General features: G+C 64.6%; 16 protein-coding genes. 8 read left to right on the forward strand and 8 right to left on the reverse strand.

Annotated features, from left to right (window positions below; all coding sequences use genetic code 11):
• Nucleotides 1-10: 10 nt before the first annotated feature.
• Together NKT35_RS00740 and NKT35_RS00745 are read right to left on the reverse strand one after the other, a co-directional pair.
• The gene (locus tag NKT35_RS00740) at nucleotides 11-367 is read right to left on the reverse strand and encodes a DUF1304 domain-containing protein (RefSeq protein ID WP_254297898.1); all 357 of its coding nucleotides are present in this window, start codon (nucleotides 365-367) and stop codon (nucleotides 11-13) included.
• 105 nt (nucleotides 368-472) lie between these two features.
• Nucleotides 473-1,894 carry an MFS transporter gene (locus NKT35_RS00745; RefSeq protein ID WP_254297899.1) on the reverse strand — a complete coding sequence of 474 codons (1,422 nt, stop codon included), beginning with the start codon at nucleotides 1,892-1,894 and terminating at the stop codon, nucleotides 473-475.
• Between the two features lie 123 nt (nucleotides 1,895-2,017).
• On the opposite strand from NKT35_RS00745, the gene NKT35_RS00750 reads away from it, so the two are divergent.
• From NKT35_RS00750 to NKT35_RS00780, 7 genes are all read left to right on the forward strand, one after another.
• Nucleotides 2,018-2,932: a LysR family transcriptional regulator gene (locus NKT35_RS00750; RefSeq protein ID WP_254297900.1), complete on the forward strand. Its 915-nt coding sequence runs from the start codon at nucleotides 2,018-2,020 to the stop codon at nucleotides 2,930-2,932.
• 14 nt (nucleotides 2,933-2,946) lie between these two features.
• Nucleotides 2,947-3,465 (forward strand): methylated-DNA--[protein]-cysteine S-methyltransferase, encoded by a 519-nt coding sequence (locus tag NKT35_RS00755; RefSeq protein WP_305883457.1) that lies wholly within the window; start codon nucleotides 2,947-2,949, stop codon nucleotides 3,463-3,465.
• A gap of 65 nt (nucleotides 3,466-3,530) precedes the next feature.
• Nucleotides 3,531-4,529, forward strand: a complete 999-nt coding sequence (locus tag NKT35_RS00760; RefSeq protein WP_254297901.1) for a DUF1176 domain-containing protein — start codon at nucleotides 3,531-3,533, stop codon at nucleotides 4,527-4,529.
• A 277-nt stretch (nucleotides 4,530-4,806) separates the two neighbouring features.
• A complete protein-coding gene (locus NKT35_RS00765) occupies nucleotides 4,807-6,546 on the forward strand; it encodes an ABC-F family ATP-binding cassette domain-containing protein (protein ID WP_254297902.1) in 1,740 nt (579 codons plus the stop codon).
• Between the two features lie 229 nt (nucleotides 6,547-6,775).
• Nucleotides 6,776-7,048: a hypothetical protein gene (locus NKT35_RS00770; protein ID WP_254297903.1), complete on the forward strand. Its 273-nt coding sequence runs from the start codon at nucleotides 6,776-6,778 to the stop codon at nucleotides 7,046-7,048.
• A complete protein-coding gene (locus NKT35_RS00775) occupies nucleotides 7,041-7,949 on the forward strand; it encodes a sensor histidine kinase (protein ID WP_254297904.1) in 909 nt (302 codons plus the stop codon). Before NKT35_RS00770 ends, NKT35_RS00775 begins: the two co-directional genes overlap by 8 nt.
• An 8-nt stretch (nucleotides 7,950-7,957) precedes the next feature.
• A complete protein-coding gene (locus NKT35_RS00780; protein ID WP_254297905.1) occupies nucleotides 7,958-8,704 on the forward strand; it encodes a LytR/AlgR family response regulator transcription factor in 747 nt (248 codons plus the stop codon).
• Nucleotides 8,705-8,707: 3 nt separating this feature from the next.
• Here the strand turns inward: NKT35_RS00780 and NKT35_RS00785 are convergent, their stop codons facing one another.
• The 3 genes from NKT35_RS00785 to ggt all read right to left on the reverse strand — a co-directional run bounded on the left by NKT35_RS00785 (nucleotide 8,708) and on the right by ggt (nucleotide 13,158).
• Nucleotides 8,708-10,357 carry a methyl-accepting chemotaxis protein gene (locus NKT35_RS00785; RefSeq protein ID WP_254297906.1) on the reverse strand — a complete coding sequence of 550 codons (1,650 nt, stop codon included), beginning with the start codon at nucleotides 10,355-10,357 and terminating at the stop codon, nucleotides 8,708-8,710.
• A 108-nt stretch (nucleotides 10,358-10,465) separates the two neighbouring features.
• Nucleotides 10,466-11,431, reverse strand: coding sequence for a GNAT family N-acetyltransferase (locus tag NKT35_RS00790; protein ID WP_254297907.1), 966 nt, complete (start codon nucleotides 11,429-11,431; stop codon nucleotides 10,466-10,468).
• Nucleotides 11,432-11,490: 59 nt separating this feature from the next.
• Nucleotides 11,491-13,158 (reverse strand): gamma-glutamyltransferase, encoded by a 1,668-nt coding sequence (ggt, locus tag NKT35_RS00795; protein ID WP_254297908.1) that lies wholly within the window; start codon nucleotides 13,156-13,158, stop codon nucleotides 11,491-11,493.
• 212 nt (nucleotides 13,159-13,370) lie between these two features.
• Between ggt and NKT35_RS00800 the strand changes: the two genes are divergently transcribed.
• Nucleotides 13,371-14,561 (forward strand): EAL domain-containing response regulator, encoded by a 1,191-nt coding sequence (locus NKT35_RS00800; protein ID WP_254297909.1) that lies wholly within the window; start codon nucleotides 13,371-13,373, stop codon nucleotides 14,559-14,561.
• A gap of 90 nt (nucleotides 14,562-14,651) precedes the next feature.
• Here the strand turns inward: NKT35_RS00800 and NKT35_RS00805 are convergent, their stop codons facing one another.
• The 3 genes from NKT35_RS00805 to NKT35_RS00815 all read right to left on the reverse strand — a co-directional run bounded on the left by NKT35_RS00805 (nucleotide 14,652) and on the right by NKT35_RS00815 (nucleotide 17,296).
• Nucleotides 14,652-15,395, reverse strand: a complete 744-nt coding sequence (locus NKT35_RS00805) for a copper homeostasis protein CutC (RefSeq protein WP_254297910.1) — start codon at nucleotides 15,393-15,395, stop codon at nucleotides 14,652-14,654.
• 316 nt (nucleotides 15,396-15,711) lie between these two features.
• Nucleotides 15,712-16,854: a hypothetical protein gene (locus NKT35_RS00810; RefSeq protein ID WP_254297911.1), complete on the reverse strand. Its 1,143-nt coding sequence runs from the start codon at nucleotides 16,852-16,854 to the stop codon at nucleotides 15,712-15,714.
• Nucleotide 16,855: 1 nt separating this feature from the next.
• Nucleotides 16,856-17,296: an InvB/SpaK family type III secretion system chaperone gene (locus NKT35_RS00815; RefSeq protein WP_254297912.1), complete on the reverse strand. Its 441-nt coding sequence runs from the start codon at nucleotides 17,294-17,296 to the stop codon at nucleotides 16,856-16,858.
• Nucleotides 17,297-17,487 lie beyond the last annotated feature (191 nt).

Raw genomic sequence — 17,487 nt, forward strand, 5'->3', positions numbered from 1 at the left:
GCTGAGCCGCTCAACCCAGCCACAGCAAAACCATGCCCAACGCCGCCGGCAGCCCCTGCACAAACAAGATGCGCCGGTTGACCGTCAGCGCGCCGAACACGCCTGCCACGAGCACGCAGCCCAGGAAGAACAGCTTGATCTGGAAACCGGCCGCGCCCAGCCACAGCCCCCATAGCAGGCCGGCGGCGAGGAAACCGTTGTACAGCCCCTGGTTGGCGGCCAGGGCCTTGGTGTCGCGCGCCCGCTGCGACGTCAGCCGGAAAGTCTTCATGCCCAGCGGCTTGTCCCACAGAAACATTTCCAGCACCAGAAAATAGACGTGCAGCAACGCCACCAGCGCGACGACTCCGTTCGCGATCCCATGCATTTTGCCCCCTTGCCGCGCTTGGCCGCGGCGCCGATTCACCCATGCCCCGCGGCACGGACCTACTGCCAAAACATGCTAGGCGGAAGCGGCAGCGGCGGCAAGCGGCTAACGCGCGTCCCGCCTGGCCTCCCGCCCCACGGCGGCGCTCAGCGCGGGCAAGATGCTGCCCAGCGCGATCAGCACGGCCAAGGCGATCAAACCGGCCGAGACGGCGAAGGCCGCATGCATGCCGCGGGCGATGGCTTCCGGCGCGGCCGTCGCCAGCTTGTCCGTTCCGGCCGCGGCGGCGAACACCGTGCCCATCGCCCCGGCTCCGGTCAACAGGCCGAGATTGCGCGCCAGATTGAGCAGGCCGGACACCAGGCCGCGCCCGTTAGCGCCGCTGCTCGCCATCACCTGGGTATTGTTGGCCGCCTGGAACTGGGCATAGCCCGCCGTCAGCATCAGCAGCGCCGCGAGATAACCCGGCACGCCCCAGCCGGCCGGCGTCAGGCTCAAGGCGACGGCGCCGCCCAGCATGGCAAGCAAGCCGGCCAAGGCCATGCCCCGCGCGCCAAAGCGGTCCACCGCCATGCCCGCCGGCAGACCGGACAGGGCAGACAGCGCCGGTCCGGCCGACATCACCAGCCCCACTTCGGCCATATTCAGCCCAAGGCCGCGCGCCAGGTAAAACGGGCCGACCACCAGCGTAGCCATCATCACCGCCGCCACCAGGCCGCTCATCGCCATGCCGCCGCTCAGGCCCGGATCGCGCAGCATGTCCAGCCGCAATAGCGGCGATGCGGCCCGCCGTTGCCGCCAGACGAAGGCCGCGCCCCCGGCCAGCGCCGCCGCCAGCCAGGCGGCGTTCTGCGCGCCGAAATGGCCGCGGCCCGTGGTCATGGCCAGCGCGTAGCTCGCCGTGGCCAGCGCCAGCAAGGCGGTGCCGGCCTGATCGAAACCGGCCTTGCCGCGCGGCCTAGAACCTTCATCTTCCGGCAGGCTATGGCAGGCAAGCGCCCAGGCCGCCGCGGCCAAGGCGGCCAGCAAGAAGAAAATGCTGCGCCAACCCCAGGCCGCGATCATCGCGCCGCCCAGCGAGGGGCCGAGCGCGGTGCCCACCGCCGACATGGTGCCCAGCCAGCCCATGGCGCGGCCAATGCGCTCCTGGGGCAGGATGTCGGCGACGAAGGCCATGCTCAGCGCCATCATCACGGCCGCGCCCAGCCCTTGCGCGGCGCGCGTGGCGACCAGCAGCGGAAACGCGGCCAGGCCGGCGGCCAGCGAGGCCGCCGCGAACAGCAGCAGGCCGCCCAGCAACAAGCGCCGCCGGCCCATCAGATCGCCCAGCCGCCCCGCGCCGACGATCAAGGCGGTGCTGGCCAGCAGATAGGCCAACACCACCCATTGCACCTGCTGGAAGGACACGCTGAATCGCAAGGACAGCGCAGGCAGCGCCACATTGGCGATGCTGGTTCCAAGCGAGGCCAGCAGCATCGCCAGCGACAGGGCGGCCATGCCGCCGCGCGGCGTGGTTCGTTGTTTCATCTTGCTCTCCCGTTTGCCTTATCTGCCTCACAGCGTAAGCCGCGCGCCATGCAGGCGGAAGACGCATCAATTGCACTTTATAAGTGCATGCCACGCCATATCAGGATGTGGTACGGTGAGGCCATGACGACGCCAGACCTGAACCTGCTGATCGTGCTGGACGCGCTGCTCGCCGAAGGCAGCGTGGCGCGCGCCGCCCGCCGGCTGCGGCTCAGCCCGTCGGCGATGAGCCGCGCCCTCGCGCGCCTGCGCCAAACCACCGGCGACCCGCTGCTGGTGCGCGCCGGCCGCGGCCTGACGCCCACGCCGCGCGCGCAGGCGCTGCGCGAGCAAGTGGGTCCGCTGCTGCGCGCGGCGCTGGCCGCGCTCGGCCCGCCTCCCGCGCTGGATCTGGCCGCGCTGCAACGCACCTTCACCCTGCGCGCCACCGATGGCTTCGCCGAGAACTTCGGTCCGCGGTTGATCGCCCGGCTGCATGCGGAAGCCCCCGGCGCGCGGCTGCGCTTTGTGCTGAAGCTGGACAAGGACAGCGAACCGCTGCGCAAGGGCGAAGTGGACCTGGAGACCGGCGTCATCGGCCACACCGCCGGGCCGGAACTGCGGGCGCGCGCGCTGTTCCGCGACCGCTTCGTCGGCGTGGTGCGGCCATCGCATCCGCTGGCCGAAGGAGAAGTCACGGCGGAAAGCTTCGCCGCCGGCCGCCACATCCTGGTGGCGCGGCGCGAACAGGGAGAAAGCCGCGTAGACCGGGCGCTGACGCTGCTCGGGCTGCAGCGCGACATCGCCGTCACCGTCAGCGGTTTTTCCGCCGCCCTGGCGCTGGCCCGCGCCGACGAGCTGATCGCCGTCGTGCCCTCGCGCCATACCGGCTATCTGCTGGACGGGCTCGTCAGCTTCCCCTTGCCGCTGGATGTGCCGGAGATCACCGTCTCCATGCTGTGGCACCCGCGCATGGACGCGGACCCGGCCCACCAATGGCTCAGAAACACCCTGAAACAGGTTTGCGACGAGGCCTGCCCAGCCCGCCCCGCCCGCTGAACCGGAAAAAACCTATGCCCCATGCTCCCCGCTCCACTGTCCATGGCCTGATCGATACCCGCTTCGGCCCCGTCGCCGCCTGGCTGAACCGCGACGGCGCGCTGACGCGGCTGATCTTCAACCCCTCGCCCAAGCAATTGGCCGAACACGCCTGCCCGCGCGACGACGCGGCGCTGGCAGAGGCGGCGTGCCAGCTGGCCGAATATGAAGCCGGCCAGCGCCGCGATTTCGACCTGCCCCTGGCCGCAGACGGCACGCCCTTCCAGCAGCAGGTATGGGCGGCGTTGCGGCGCATTCCTTACGGCAGCACGATGAGCTACGGCGAACTGGCGCGCGCCTTGGCGCACCCCGACGGCGCGCGCGCCATCGGCCGCGCCAACGCCACCAACCCGATCGCGCTGATCGTGCCCTGCCATAGGGTGCTGGGCGCGGACGGCAGCCTCACCGGCTATGCGGGCGGCTTGCCGCTGAAGGCGGCGCTGCTGCGCTTCGAACTGGAGCGCAGCGAGCCGCCGGGCCTGTTCGGCGGCTAATGCTGGAGCGCTTCGCCGCAAAGACCTATACTCGCCATGCCTACAGCATCCTTCAAAGGACGATCATGACGCGTTTCGCGCTGGTGCCCCTGCTGCTAGCCCTGTCGCCGGCCGCCATGGCCAAGGTTTACGAATTCCAGGACTGGGCAATCGCCTGCGACAATACCCGCCATTGCGAAGCCAACGGCACCCAGAGCCAGGACAGCGACAACCCCGTCAGCCTGCTGCTGAGCCGCGACGCCGGCCCAGGCGCGGCGCTGACCGGGCTCTTGCAAGTGGCAGACCCGGACGACGGCAAAGTAGGCAAGCTGACCCTGAAAGCCGGCAAGCTGAACTGGCGCGGCCTGGCCCCGGAACAGGCGCTTTCCGCGGCGCAAATGAAGCAATTGCTGCCGGAGATGCTCAATGCCGACAGCGCCGTGCTCAACGACGGCCGCCACCAATGGACCCTGTCGCTGGCCGGCCTGAAAGCGGCGCTGCTGAAAATGGACGACGCCCAAGGCCGCGTCGGCACGGCCGGCGCGTTGGTGAAAAAAGGCGGCAAACCCGACGCCGCGGCGCTCCCCGCCCTGCCCGCGCCCCTGCTGCGCCCCGCCGAAACGCCGCCTGCGCAAGCCGCAGACAAAACGCTGCTGCCCGCCCTATTGCGCGAGGCGCGCAAAACGGCCGCCGATTGCTGGAGCGATCTGCCGGACTCGGAAAACCCCGACAGCGGCCTGTACCGGCTGGGCGGCGCTCAAGTGCTGCTGTTGCGAGAGTGCTCGCGCGGCGCCTATCAAGGCGGATTCCAGGCCTGGCTCGCCAATGACAAGCCGCCCTACCGCCCGCGTCCGCTCAAGCTGAAAGATGAGGACGGCCAGCCGGCCGAGCTGATGAACGCCAGTTTCGACAAGGGCGTGCTGTCCAGCTACGGCAAGCTGCGCGGCATAGGGGATTGCGGCGACAGCTACAGCTGGGCCTGGACCGGCCGCGAACTCAAGCTGATGTCGGCCGACAAGGCGCCGCAATGCCGCGGCATTGCCGGCGGCGTGCCGCTGCGCACTTGGGCAACTCGGCAGAAATGAATTATTGGCATAAACTGTCTGGATAGAATTAGAATCACCCAATTCCAACCCCTTGATCAAGAAAGGAGGTAAATATAGTTGATGATGCGCGCCTGGAAATTCTGGCTCGCGTGTTAAGCGCATTTGAAAGCTCTTGCCTGCCATCCATCGCGTTGCGATAAGCGGGTTCGAGCCAAGCCACTCTTTATTTCCCCAGAGTCTTTCTCGACTCATCCCCGTTGTCGCCAGCGCGCCTGTTGACAGGGACGCCTACGTCCCGAGCAAGCGAGAGCCAAGCATGACAACCCTGATTTCCGCGCAATCCCTGCGCCTGAACGCCGACCACGGCGCATTGTTCCAAGACCTGTCCTTTACCGTCGGCCAAGGCGAACGCATCGGCCTGCTCGGCCATAACGGCTGCGGCAAAAGCACTTTATTGAAACTGCTGTCCGGCCAGATCGAGCCCGATGGCGGCGAAACGCAATACGCGGCGGCCTGCCGGCTGCAATTCGTCGAACAACACCTGCCCGAACGGCTGCGCGCCTTGAGCGCCCGCCAGGCGCTGCTGGAAGCGCTGGAGCATGACGCCAGCCAGGCCTGGCGCGCGGACAGCCTGCTCGCCGAGCTGGAGCTCGCCAGCCAAGCCAACACGCGGGTGTCCGACCTGAGCGGCGGCCAGCACACCCGGCTGTTGCTGGGGCGCGCCGCATTGCGCCAGCCCAATCTGCTGCTATTGGACGAGCCCAGCAACCACCTCGACCTGCCCTCCTTGCTTTGGCTGGAGGATTTTCTCTCCCGCTGGCGCGGCGGCTTCATCCTGGTATCGCACGACGCCCGGCTGCTGGACCGCGTCACCCAATGCAGCTGGATACTGCGCGACGCCAGGCTGTACCGCTTCGCTCTGCCTTGCAGCCAAGCGCGCGCGGCGCTGGCGGAGGCGGACCTGGCCGCCCAAGCCCGCCGCGACGGCGAGCAGAAAGAAATAGACCGGCTGACCGCCAGCAGCAAGCGCCTCGCCATCTGGGGACGCGAGCACGACAACGAAAAACTGGTGCGCAAAGCCAAGTCTATGGAAAAACGCATCGACAAGCTGCAGGACGAACAAACCTTCGTCAGCCACGGCAGCCCATGGCGGCTGGCCTTGCGCGGCCAGGCGCTGTCCGCGGACAGCCTGATGGCGCTGGAAGCGCTGCCGGTCTTAGCCGCGCCCGGCCTGCCGCCGCTATTCCATGCCCAAGGGCTGTGGCTGCGCCCCGGCGACAAAATCGCGCTATTGGGCGCCAACGGCGCGGGCAAGTCGTCCTTGCTGCGGCAGTGCTGGCGCGACATCCAATCCGGGGAGGCGAATCCCGGCTGGCGCTGGCATCCCGCCGCCAGCATCGCCTATTACGACCAGAACCTGCGCCAGCTGGATGGCCAGTCCAGTTTGCTGGACGCGCTCTACCCATTGGCGCCGCTGCCGGAAACCGCGCGCAAACAGGCCTTGATCGCGGCGGGCTTCGCCTATGCCCGCCATGGCCAGCGGGTGGACACGCTCAGCGGCGGCGAGCGGGCGCGGCTGCTGTTCCTCGGCCTGTCGCTGGCCAGCCACCACTTGCTGTGGCTGGACGAGCCGACCAACCATCTGGACCTGGACGGCAAAAAGGAGCTGGCCGACGCGCTGGCGGCCTTCCCCGGCGGCGCGCTGCTGGTGTCGCACGACCGCGAGCTCATCGAAGCCGCCTGCAACCGCTTCTGGGTGTTGAAAGACGGCAGGCTGCAAGACTGGCCCGACGCCGCCAGCGCCTACGCCAGCCTGTTCGAGCCCGCCGCACGGCCTGCCTCGGCCTCCGCGCCGCTAGCCAGCGCGCCCGCCGACAGTCTCGCCGACAGTCTCGCCGCAGCCTCCGCCCAAGCGGACGAGCAATGGCGGCGCTGGTGCGAGCTGGAAGCGCTGCTGGAGGCCGATCTGAGCCGCAAGCCCAAGCATCAGAAGCCGCAAGCGCAGCAGGCCTGGCGCAGCGAGATGCGGATGCTGGAACGCGCCTTGGGGCTGTAAGCGCGCCTTTGCCGGGCGCGGCCGGGATTGATTCTGGCCGCGCCCGCGGCGCATGGCGCGAGCGCTTCTCCGGCTGAATCGCGGATCTGGCGCTTGGCGCCGGCCGCCGCCGCATTTCATCCACGCCAAACGCATTTCATCCCATGCATTGCGCATCTCGTCGCATGCCCATGTCGACCTCCCCCGCTCTCCCCTACAGTCACATCACACACCAACCAGGAGCACAGACATGAATACCTTCGACATCGCCGCTTTGTTGGACGCTCTGATCCAGCTCTGCCATCATATGCCTACGTACTGGACACAATGGATGAACGCGCTCGGCGGCGTTAACTGGGGCCATCTTGTTTCATCGGCGCTATTGACCATCCTCGCCGTCAATGCGGTCATCGTGCCCGTCACGCTGATCTGGCTGTCGCTGGACTTTTCCCTGCCCAAGCGACTGAGCCGCCGCCCCCATTTCAAACTGCCCGCGCCGCGCAAAGAGGTCAAACTTGGATAATCAAAACAATGCCAAACCATGGCGGGACGATTTCAGCATGATTCTGGATACGATAGAAAAGGGGTGGTGGGGCTTCGTCGATATGGTGGCGCGGCTGGGCTGGGGCCGTTTGATGCTGACCATTCTGCTCTCGCTGATGCTGGGCGGCATTCTCAATATCGAACACCTGATGCTGGTGCTGAGCCTGGTCGCCATCCTGGTGAAAGTTTTGGCGCTGGGCAAGCATCAGGCGGAGCAAGAGGCCGACCGCGCCATCGCCCGCAGCGAAAAAGCGGAGCAGCAGGCCGAGCTGGAAGCCCTGAAGCGGCAGCTGGCGGAAACGCGGATGAGCGCGCTGCAAGCGCAGATCGAGCCCCACTTTCTGTTCAACACCCTGTCTTCGGTGTGCCAGCTGACCGAAACCGCGCCGGCCAAGGCCGTGGTGATGCAAAAGGCGCTGATCCGCTACCTGCGCGCCTCGCTGCCGGAATGGCGCGACTCGCCCGGCGAAACCAGCCTGGGCCAGCAGCTGGAGTTGTCGCGCGCTTATCTGGAAATCATGCAATTGCGGATGGAAGAGCGGCTGCAAGTGCGCCTGCTGGTGCCGGCCTCGCTGCAAAATGCCCGCTTCCCGGTGATGATGCTGCAAACCTTGGTGGAAAACGCCATCAAGCACGGCCTGGAGCCTAAGGCCGAAGGCGGCGCCATCGAAGTGGACGCCAAGGTGCTGGACGGCAAGCTGCGCGTCGCGGTGCGCGACGACGGGGTGGGCTTCCCCGAGCAACCCGGCCAAGGCATGGGCCTGGCCAATATCCGCGAACGGCTGGCCATGCTATACGGCGCCGAGGCCGAGCTGAGCCTGGAAGCGCCGGAAACCGGCGGCACGCTCGCTGTCATCGCCCTGCCCTTCACCCTGATTTGAGGAACGCCATGAACACGCTCACTGCCCTGATCGCCGACGACGAACGGCTGATGCGAGAACAGCTGCGCATGGCGCTGGAACGGGTCTGGCCGGAAATCGACGTCGTCGCCGAGGCGCAGGACGGCGGCCAGGCGGTGGAGCTGGCGCGCGAGCATCGCCCGGACCTGGTGTTCCTGGACATCACCATGCCGGTGAAAACCGGCATCGCGGCGGCGATGGAGCTGGGCGGCGAGTTTCCGGTGGTTTTCGTCACCGCTTACGACCAATACGCCATCCGCGCCTTCGAAGAGGGCGCCATCGACTACCTGCTCAAGCCGGTGGAGGACGACAGGCTGGCCCGCACCCGCCAGCGCTGGCAGCAGAAACAACAGCCCACGCCGCAAGATTGGCAAGGCGCCCTGCTCAAGCTGAGCAAGCAGTTGGAAAAGCCGGAATACCTGCGCTGGATACGCGCCTCGGTGGGCAATCATCTGCGGCTGATCAACGCCGACGAGGTGCTGTTTTTCCAGTCGGACGAGAAATACACGCTGGTGCAGACGCCCGCCTGCGAGGCGCTGATCCGCACGCCGCTGAAAGACCTGCTGCCGCAGCTGGACCCGGACCAGTTCTGGCAGGTGCACCGCGCCACCCTGGTGCGGGTGTCGGCGATTGAAGAGGTGCGCCGCGGCGAACGCGGCCTGATGCTGAAGCTGCGCGGCTACGGCCCGCTATTGGAAGTGAGCCGCAGCTACGCCCATCTGTTTCAACGCATGTAGCCGCTACTCCAGCCGGAAGGCCAAGGTAGTCTGCTGCAGCTTCTCCGCCACCATGGCCAGCTCGCGCGTGGCCTGCGAGAACACGTCTACGGCGATGCCGTTTTCCTTGGACATATTGGCGATGGCCTCCACCCGCCCCGCCAGCTCGGTGCTGGCCTGGCGCTGCTCGCCCACCGCCAGCGCGATCTCGCTGATCGCCGACATCACCCCGGCCGCCCGCTCTTCCACCGTGCCTATGGTGCCGGAGGCGCTCTCCGCCGCCGTCACCACATCGGCCACGATCTGGCGACTACTGCGCATGCCGTCCACCGCCAGCCGCGCGCCGTCCTGGATCTTGCCTATCATATTGGTGATTTCCTGGGCCGAGGTGGTGGTGCGTTCGGCCAGCTTGCGCACCTCATCCGCCACCACGGCGAAGCCGCGGCCCTGCTCGCCCGCCCGCGCCGCCTCGATGGCGGCGTTGAGCGCCAATAGATTGGTCTGATCGGCCACGTCCTTGATCACGGTGGCGATGCTGCCGATTTGCTGCGCCTGATCGGACAAGGACTCCAGGCTGTCGGCGGAGTGGGACACGCTGTCATTGACCTTGCGCACCCGCACGGTGGATTCCTGCACCTCCTTGTTGCCGGCCTTGGCCTGCTGGCCGGCATCCACCGCCTGCTGATTGGCCTCGGCGGCGTTGCTGGCGCACAGGTCTATGCTGACGGTCAGTTCCTCTATCGACGCCGCCGCGCTGGAGGTGGCGTTGACCTGCTGGCCTATGCTGGCGCTGACTTGCTCGGTAGAGGCGGCCAGTTCCTCGGAGGTGGCCGCCACCGTGCCGGCGGAGCGGATGATTTCGCCCACCGCGCTGCGCAAACGCTGCTGGGTATCGGCCAAGGAGTGCATCATCTTGGCGATTTCATCCTTGCCGCGCGGCTCTATCCGCCCGGTCAGATCGCCGCCGCCGATCTTGTCCATCGCCGCGCCGGCCTCGGCCAGGCTGGCGATGATGCCGTTCTGCACCATCAGCCCCAGCACGATCAGAATGACCAGGCCGACTACCAACACCGAAATCGCCATCGTCCGCACGGCGTGATATTGCGCCTGCGCATCCTCCAGCGCCTTGTCAGCCAGCTTGATATTGATGTCCGACAGCTCGGTCAGGATGGCATCCACTTCCTGAAACTTCGGCCGACACTCGGTCCGCATCAAGTCCAGCGCCTTTTTATTGTTCTCGCCGTTGCCCGTGTCCGTGTAGCTGAGCTCGCGCACCTTCTTGCAAGGCGCCTCCATCGCCGGCCAGGCGGCATCGAAACGCTTGAGCGCCTCCAACTCCGGCGGCGTCAAATCGGTCTTGCGATATTGATCCAGCCGGCTAGTCATTTCCGCGATGTATTTGTTGCGATCGGCCAGCACCTTGTCCATCACCGACTTTTCGGTTTCAGCGATATAGCGATAATCGCCGCGGCTGATATACAGCGCGAACTTTCTGGCCTGGCCAAGCAGATACACGGGCTTGAGCATATTGTCGTGCATGTCCGCGGTGAGCTGATACATGCTGCTGGTGCCTGTGATGCCGTTCACGCCTATGATCAAGGCGGCGGCGATGCCAAGCAGGATCAAGCCGAAAATCTTGGCGCGAATGCTGAATTGGGCGAGGAATTGGTACACGCGAGGCTCCCGACTGCTAGGTACTCATACCTAGCGTTGTAGCCGAGAGCCCCGGCAAGGGACAAGCAGAATATCCAAATTGATACAATCTTAAATCAGATAAATGATTTACTCCCGCGCCCAGCCATAGATCGCGGCGTCGCGCGCCGCATTGCCCAGCTGCGGCCGGCGCTTGGCCTTGCGCAATACCCCCTCGCGGCTCAGCCCCAGCCGCTCCAGCACCCGCTGCGACGACAGGTTGTCGATGTCCGTCGTCGCGCAAATCCTTTCGATTTCCGGTCGGCCGCGCAGCCATTCCAGCAACAGCGCGGAGGCTTCGGTGGCGATGCCACGCCCCCAGGCTTCCGGAGCCAGCAAATAGCCGAAATCCGCCTGATGGCCGGCGATGCGGCAGCCCAGGCTGCCATAAGCCAGGCCGCTGGCCGCGTCTTCTATCATCCAGTGGCAGTCGCCCTCGCGCCAGCGCTCGGCATTGCCGCGGAAGAAGGCGCGCGTCTCGGCTATCGACTGCGGCATGGGCCACTCCATGTAGCGCATCACCCGCTCGTCCCGCGCCCAAGGGTAGAACGTCTCGGCGTCGGACAGCGCAGAGGCCCGCAAACGCAAGCGCTCGCCTTGCAGCAGCCGCGGCGCCGCGTCCAGCTCCGCCTTGCCGTCCAGCCGCTTGCTGTAGAAAATGCGGCTGTGGCCGGGTGGGTAATCGCTCAGTTCGGCAAAGCGCTGGTAGCCCAGCTTTTCATAAAATTCCGGCGCCTGGAAGCTATGGGTGTCCACCCAGGCGCCGATGCAGCCGCGCGCCCTGGCCTCGGCTTCCGCCTCCTCCATCAGCCTTTTCCCCAGCCCCTGTCCCAGGGCCTCGGATGGCGCGGCCAAAAGCTGGGTGTACAGCCAGCCGAAACAGGTATGGCCCCACAGGCCGCCTTCGATCTCTCCCGCCTCGTTCATCACGCTGATGACCAAGGGAAGATAATCCCTTCCCCCCATCTGGCTTTCGTTATACGCCCGCAGCGGCGCGCCTATCGCCGCGCGGACGGCATCGTCCGCCACATCGCTCAACACGGTTTGGTACTGCATAGCGCAACCTCTTTATTTAGTCTTATGGGTCCAACATCGAGCCTTAGCCGCGGCGGGCCTTACTCGTCCACCACAATGCCCACGCCGCGGCCGCGCGGATCGGAGGCGGTTTCCGCCTTGTCGCCGTCCACCCACACCGCCTGGATGTCGCCCATGCGCCAGCCCTGGTCTTTCAGCTCATAACCCATGGCGCGCAGCGCGTCGGCCGTCTTGCCCTTCAGCGGCGCGTAGTCGTCGTAGAAAATCGTGTCCTTGGGCAGCAGCTGGTGGTGCACCCGCCGCGCCGCCACCGCATCCTTCAGCGATAGCTTGTAGTCGTACAGATTGTTCAGCACCTGGAAGATGGAGGTGAAGATGCGCGAGCCGCCCGGCGTGCCGATGGCCAGCGTGGCCTTGCCGTCGCGCGTGACGATGGTCGGCGACATCGACGATAGCATGCGCTTGCCCGGCGCGATGGCGTTGGCGTCCTTGCCCACCACGCCGAAAGCGTTGGCCACGCCGGGCTTGGCGCTGAAATCGTCCATTTCGTCGTTGAGCAGGAAGCCCGCGCCCTTCACCACCACGCCGCTGCCGAAGTCGAAGTTCAGCGTGTAGGTGTTGGCCACCGCGTTGCCCCATTTATCGACGATGGAGAAATGGGTGGTTTGATGGTTCTCCAGCCCCGGTTTGATGTCCGGCGTCGGCGAGATCGCCGTCGGATTGATCTCCGCCGCGCGGCGCTTGAGATAGGCCGGATCGGTCAGCTCGGCCGCCGGCACCTTGGCGAAGTCCGGGTCGCCCAGGTAATCGGCGCGGTCGGCGAACACCCGTTTCTCGATCTCGGCCAGCAGGTGGATATAGCGGGCGGAATTGAGCGCCACGCCGGTGAAGTCGGCCGCGCGCGCCTCTTTGATGCCTAACAGCTGCGCCAGCGCGATGCCGCCGGAGCTGGGCGGCGGCGCGGTGTAGATGGCGTTGCCGCGCCAGTCTATGCGGATCGGCTCGCGCCATTGCGCGCGGTAGCCTTTCAGGTCTTCCGCGCTGATCAGGCCGTTGTCGCGCCTCATCTCCTCCACCAGCAGCTTAGCGGTCTTGCCCTCGTAGAAATCATGCGCGCCGTATTGGGCGATGCGCTGCAACGTGGCGGCCAGCTCCGGCTGGAGGAAGTTCGCGCCGGATTTCAGCCCGCCGAAGTAATGGGCGAAATTGGTCTTGCCGGCGAACAACTGGATGGCCTCGCCGCGGTACTGGAACTGCTTGGGCGCCACCTCGAAGCCTTGCTTGGCGTAAACGATGGCCGGTTGCAGCAAATCCTTCCACGGCATTTTGCCGAAGCGCTTGTGCGCCTCCCACATGCCCATCACGGTGCCGGGCACGCCGGCGGCGCGCGCGCCCACCAGGCTGAGGTTGGGCGTCACATTGCCGTCCTTGTCCAGATACATGTCCCGGCTGGCGGCTTGCGGCGCGGTTTCGCGGTAATCGAGAAAATAAGGCTTGCCTTCGAAAAAGACGGTCATGAAACCGCCGCCGCCGATATTGCCGGCTTCGGGATAGGTGACCGCCAGCGTGAAAGCGGTGGCGATCGCCGCGTCCACCGCATTGCCGCCGGAGGCGAGAATATGCGCCGCCACCTCCGCGCCGTATTGATCGGGCGCAGCCACCGCGCCCGGCGCGGCCCAGGCGGCAGGCATCGTCAAAACCAGGCTCCACGCGCCCAGCATGCTTACACCCTTGCGGCAAATCCTCATCGCTTCCCTTTCCACTCCGGATGGATCACCTCATGCTTATGCCATTGTTGGCGGCGAAACGCCAAGCTAATTTTCATTCGATTGCGTCTGTTCCGCGTCAATGCAAGATGAAAATAATCGGACAGCCGAGCAAGACTGCTTATAAAGGAGTATGCGGACACCATCGGCAAGGCGCAGGCCGAAACCCGGCGTCGACCTGTCGCGGAGAGCTCATGCCCCATCACATTCTGATTGTCGAAGACAGCCCGGTGCAGCGGCAGATGTTGGCCGAGCTGTGCCGCACCCTCCCCAATGCCGAAGTCTACGAAGCGTCGGATGGCCGCTGGGCGGTGCAGATGATGCAGAAATTGCCGCAGATCGACCTGGTGATCACCGACATCAATATGCCGGGCATGGACGGCATCGCGCTGGCCCAGACGCTGTCCGGCATGGTGCGGCTGCCGGCGCTGATGTTTCTCAGCGGCGACGTGCCGGAGTTGCTGGAAGGCTGCCTGCTGGCGGCTGAAAAGCTGGGTTTTTCCCGCGTGGACAGCATGGCCAAGCCGCTGGACCCGCCGATTTTCTTCGCCAAGGTGCAAAAACTGTTTCAGTCGCGGCGCTATCGCAGCGGCCCCGATGTCTCCATCCCGCTGAGCGAAATCATGACCGGCCTGGCGCACAACCAGTTCTGCGCCTATTACCAGCCCATTTTCTCGCAGCACCGCCGCGAAGCCACCCAGCTGGAGGCGCTGGCGCGCTGGCGGCATCCGCGCCACGGCCTGCTGGGGCCGCAATACTTCATCGACCGGCTGGAGCATGAGGACGCCATCGCCCTGCTGTCGCGCCGGATGGCGCAAACCACGCTGGATTTTCTGGACCGCAACAGCTGGGCCCGCTCGCTGAGAATGTCGCTCAATCTGTCGCGCGGCCTGCTGCACGACAACGAGTTCCTCGACTGGCTGCTGCAGGAGGTGGAAAAGCGCGGCATACCGCCCGCCCGCCTGGTGCTGGAAATCACCGAAACCCTGGCTTTCAACAATCTGGGACATACGCTGGCGTCCTTGCTGCGGCTGCGGATGCGCGGCTTCGAGCTGTCGCTGGACGACTACGGCACCGGCCATACCACGCTGGAACACATCCGCAATCTGCCGCTGACCGAGCTCAAGCTGGACCGCAGCCTGATCAACAACATCCATCGGGATCGCCGCAATCGCAGCATTCTGGACGGCACCGTGGCGATGGGATCCGAACTGGGCTTGCGCATGGTGGCGGAAGGCATAGAAAGCCGCCTGGACCTGGAATTCCTGCAACAGCACTACCCCATGCTGGAGCTGCAAGGCTTCTACCTGTGCCGCCCCATGCCGGCTGCCCAGCTGCGCCGCTATCTGCGCTGGGGCGACGCCAGCGACCCGGTCTCCGCCTGAACGCCTGCCCGCCTCGCCAAGCATGGCGGTTCAGCGGCAGGCCAGGCTATCGAAGAGCGGCGAGGCAGTCGCCGCCGTCCCCGGCCTCCGTTAAAGCGTCTGCAGCGCTTGAAGCAGGGCCCGGACCTCTTCGGACGAGGTTTCCTTCCAAGCGTACTCGTCCCCTCCCGGCAGCCCCATCGCCACGCCCGGCTTGCGGTAGCGCATGCGGCTCGCCACCGGCGAACGCGCCGAGGCGTGAAACTCCCGGCAAGCGGTGCGGCCAGCTAGTTCGGCGATATTGCCGGCGCGCACGCCCGCGCCCGGCATCACGATCAGCCGCTCGCCCGCCTGGCGGCGCAAGCGCGCGAGCAAATCCGCGCCCTCCAAGGCCGTCGCCGCCTGGCCGGAGCTGAGCAGGCGCTGGCAACCGCTGGCGATCACATCCTCCAAAGCCCGCTCCGGATCGCGGGCGAGGTCGAAAGCGCGGTGGAAGGTCACGCTCATCGAGCCGGCCAAGCCCACAAGTTCGCGCGTGCCGGGGCCGTCGATATCGCCATCCTCGGTCAACATGCCCAGCACCACGCCGTCCACGCCCAGCTTGCGGCACAGCTCGATGTCGCGCGCCATGGTTTCGAACTCCAGCGCGGAATACAGAAAATCGCCGCCGCGCGGACGGATCAGCGCATTCACCTCGATGCCCAGACTGTCGCGCGCCAGCGCCAACGCGCCATACGACGGCGTGGTGCCGCCCTCCAGCAGGTTGTCGCATAGTTCTACGCGCTGCGCGCCGCCTTTTTGCGCCGCCAGACAAGACGCCAGCGAAGAGGCGCAGATTTCCAATTGATAGTGCATATATTCCTCGCCCGATTTCTGGTCAAGTCATAAACCCTGGCAGAATATCAGCAATATGCACGCCATAGCGCCGTCGCTTCCATCTTTTACAAGAAAGCTACAAACTTCATGACGCCGCCACCCCTCCCATTGGCTGGAAGATGAGAATACCGGGTAGATAATCTCACCCTCACCCAACAAGCAAGCCTGCTAAATTATATCAACCAAACCATAGCCATGGCCGCATTCAACACCCTGTCAATCTCAAAACCTCAAGCGCAAGAATGGGTGAGCCATCAAATAACGCGCCAATCAATTCCAAACCGCACAATCAAGCCTAATTAACATTTATACCGCCAGACCCCGTTTCATCGGCCTTTTTCATTCCCTGCACCGCATCGATGATCACGCCTCGACGGCTATGCTGCGTAAACATTCCCCTATTGAAGTCCTGCAAATCCTTCACCGCCGTATCGGCGTCAACTCGTTTCAACACCTCAACCACCGTGCCGTCATCCATCTTCTTCAACTCACTCCCGACATACACGCCCGCCCCTAAGCCATTCAACCCAGAGCCTTTATAAATCTGGCCATCGAACTCAAACAGGCTTTTTGTTCCCACGCCATGATTTTGATCGGAAATGACCACCGCGCTCGCGCCCTTTATCAATTGCGGCTTAAAACCAAAATGATGCTGCGTGTGCTTTGAGTACACCACCGTCGACTGCTTGGTTGACGAAATATCATGCGCGATGTTTTTTCCCCTATGCCCTGGACCCGGCACCGGGTCAAACAAAACCACCTCCACATGCGGGTTTTTCACGCCTTCATTTTTAAGGCGCTCAACAGCTTGCGTCGCCACCTGCGATGCGGCCACGCCATTTCGGCTATGCCCTTTAATCAAAACAATCGGCTCATCCCCGGCTCTTTTGGCGCGATTGACCTCCATGCTCACCAAGGCGTTGGCCGAACTGATGTTTTTGCTGATCGAGTTAGCGCCTCTATCCAATATGCCTTTCATGGCCTGCGGCCCTGCTATCAAAAATTCAGTTTTCCGGTATCCGCCTTTCCCAGCCTGCCCAAGCCCATCACCAGGCGCTGCCGCCACTTGCTTGGATTTTTGAAACGCCTTCTGCTTGCGGTTACGCAAGAAGCCCATATTAAGTACATTTCTGAAAAACTTGCCGGCCTTGGCTTGCGATTTCCACTGAACATGGCCCGAGCCTGGCATGATCAGTTTGATGACTCTTTTATCGCCCCCGCCCTGCCTAATCACCTGACAACGATCATTCTGCTTCCGATTCAACTCGCTTGAAGCGCCAGGCGATTGACTTTCCTGCTCCACCGAACGGGGAGCCGCGCTGCCTCTGCTGGCGACACCCAGCACCTCTCCACGCGCCCGCACCTGACCTTCCGGGTTGGCGCGACCTTTGCTGATGATGGAATTGGAAACAAGCGAACCCAAGCCGCGCATATGCATATCATTCTCCTTGCAGTTCCAATGCCTGGCACATGGCAAGCAATCGTTCCCTGAAATCGGATAGGAGATCAGACAAGCCGGACGCGCGGCTCAAACAAGCCAAATTCACCAAGCCCTTCAGCTCAAACCCCTCATCGCCACGCCCCAAGGTCAATAATCCACCCTCCACATCCGCGACAGGCTCCAGCAAAACCGACAATGCCTGGCTGGCCATCTTGAACAGGCCGGCCTCGCTCACATCGGGCAAGGCGCTCCAAATCCACAGGCGGTCATGCTGTTGCGACAACATCACGTCAGGCGCTCCCTGCAGTTCCACCGCCAGAGTGGTTTGCGACTCCAGCCTGCCTAAATCCTCGCGGGAGAATCCCATCCGCACGACGGCTTCGCACAATAAATCCGGCAAATCGCTGCCGGAATAAGCAGAAAAAGAAAGCGGGTTCATCAATCGAACTCCATCAAAATGATCAACCCCGCCATGGTTGCAGATACGCGCGCATTACACTTTCAAAAAACGCCCATACTTGCCCAGACATTTACTTGCGACGCCTGAAATTGGCCCTCGGGATGGAAAGCATGGCCCTTGGGCGACCATCACGCCGCACGCGCAAAAAAACCGCCGGCGCGAAACGCGGC

Origin of the sequence: Chromobacterium sp. IIBBL 290-4, assembly GCF_024207115.1 — a bacterium.
Lineage (GTDB): Bacteria > Pseudomonadota > Gammaproteobacteria > Burkholderiales > Chromobacteriaceae > Chromobacterium.

What these genes read in the sequence shown, in the direction of transcription:
- NKT35_RS00740 (WP_254297898.1), bottom strand. Translation starts at nt 367, where the DNA reads ATGCATGGGATCGCGAACGGAGTCGTCGCGCTGGTGGCGTTGCTGCAC.
- NKT35_RS00745 (WP_254297899.1), bottom strand. Translation starts at nt 1,894, where the DNA reads ATGAAACAACGAACCACGCCGCGCGGCGGCATGGCCGCCCTGTCGCTG.
- NKT35_RS00750 (WP_254297900.1), top strand. Translation starts at nt 2,018, where the DNA reads ATGACGACGCCAGACCTGAACCTGCTGATCGTGCTGGACGCGCTGCTC.
- NKT35_RS00755 (WP_305883457.1), top strand. Translation starts at nt 2,947, where the DNA reads ATGCCCCATGCTCCCCGCTCCACTGTCCATGGCCTGATCGATACCCGC.
- NKT35_RS00760 (WP_254297901.1), top strand. Translation starts at nt 3,531, where the DNA reads ATGACGCGTTTCGCGCTGGTGCCCCTGCTGCTAGCCCTGTCGCCGGCC.
- NKT35_RS00765 (WP_254297902.1), top strand. Translation starts at nt 4,807, where the DNA reads ATGACAACCCTGATTTCCGCGCAATCCCTGCGCCTGAACGCCGACCAC.
- NKT35_RS00770 (WP_254297903.1), top strand. Translation starts at nt 6,776, where the DNA reads ATGAATACCTTCGACATCGCCGCTTTGTTGGACGCTCTGATCCAGCTC.
- NKT35_RS00780 (WP_254297905.1), top strand. Translation starts at nt 7,958, where the DNA reads ATGAACACGCTCACTGCCCTGATCGCCGACGACGAACGGCTGATGCGA.
- NKT35_RS00790 (WP_254297907.1), bottom strand. Translation starts at nt 11,431, where the DNA reads ATGCAGTACCAAACCGTGTTGAGCGATGTGGCGGACGATGCCGTCCGC.
- ggt (WP_254297908.1), bottom strand. Translation starts at nt 13,158, where the DNA reads ATGAGGATTTGCCGCAAGGGTGTAAGCATGCTGGGCGCGTGGAGCCTG.
- NKT35_RS00800 (WP_254297909.1), top strand. Translation starts at nt 13,371, where the DNA reads ATGCCCCATCACATTCTGATTGTCGAAGACAGCCCGGTGCAGCGGCAG.
- NKT35_RS00805 (WP_254297910.1), bottom strand. Translation starts at nt 15,395, where the DNA reads ATGCACTATCAATTGGAAATCTGCGCCTCTTCGCTGGCGTCTTGTCTG.
- NKT35_RS00810 (WP_254297911.1), bottom strand. Translation starts at nt 16,854, where the DNA reads ATGCATATGCGCGGCTTGGGTTCGCTTGTTTCCAATTCCATCATCAGC.
- NKT35_RS00815 (WP_254297912.1), bottom strand. Translation starts at nt 17,296, where the DNA reads ATGAACCCGCTTTCTTTTTCTGCTTATTCCGGCAGCGATTTGCCGGAT.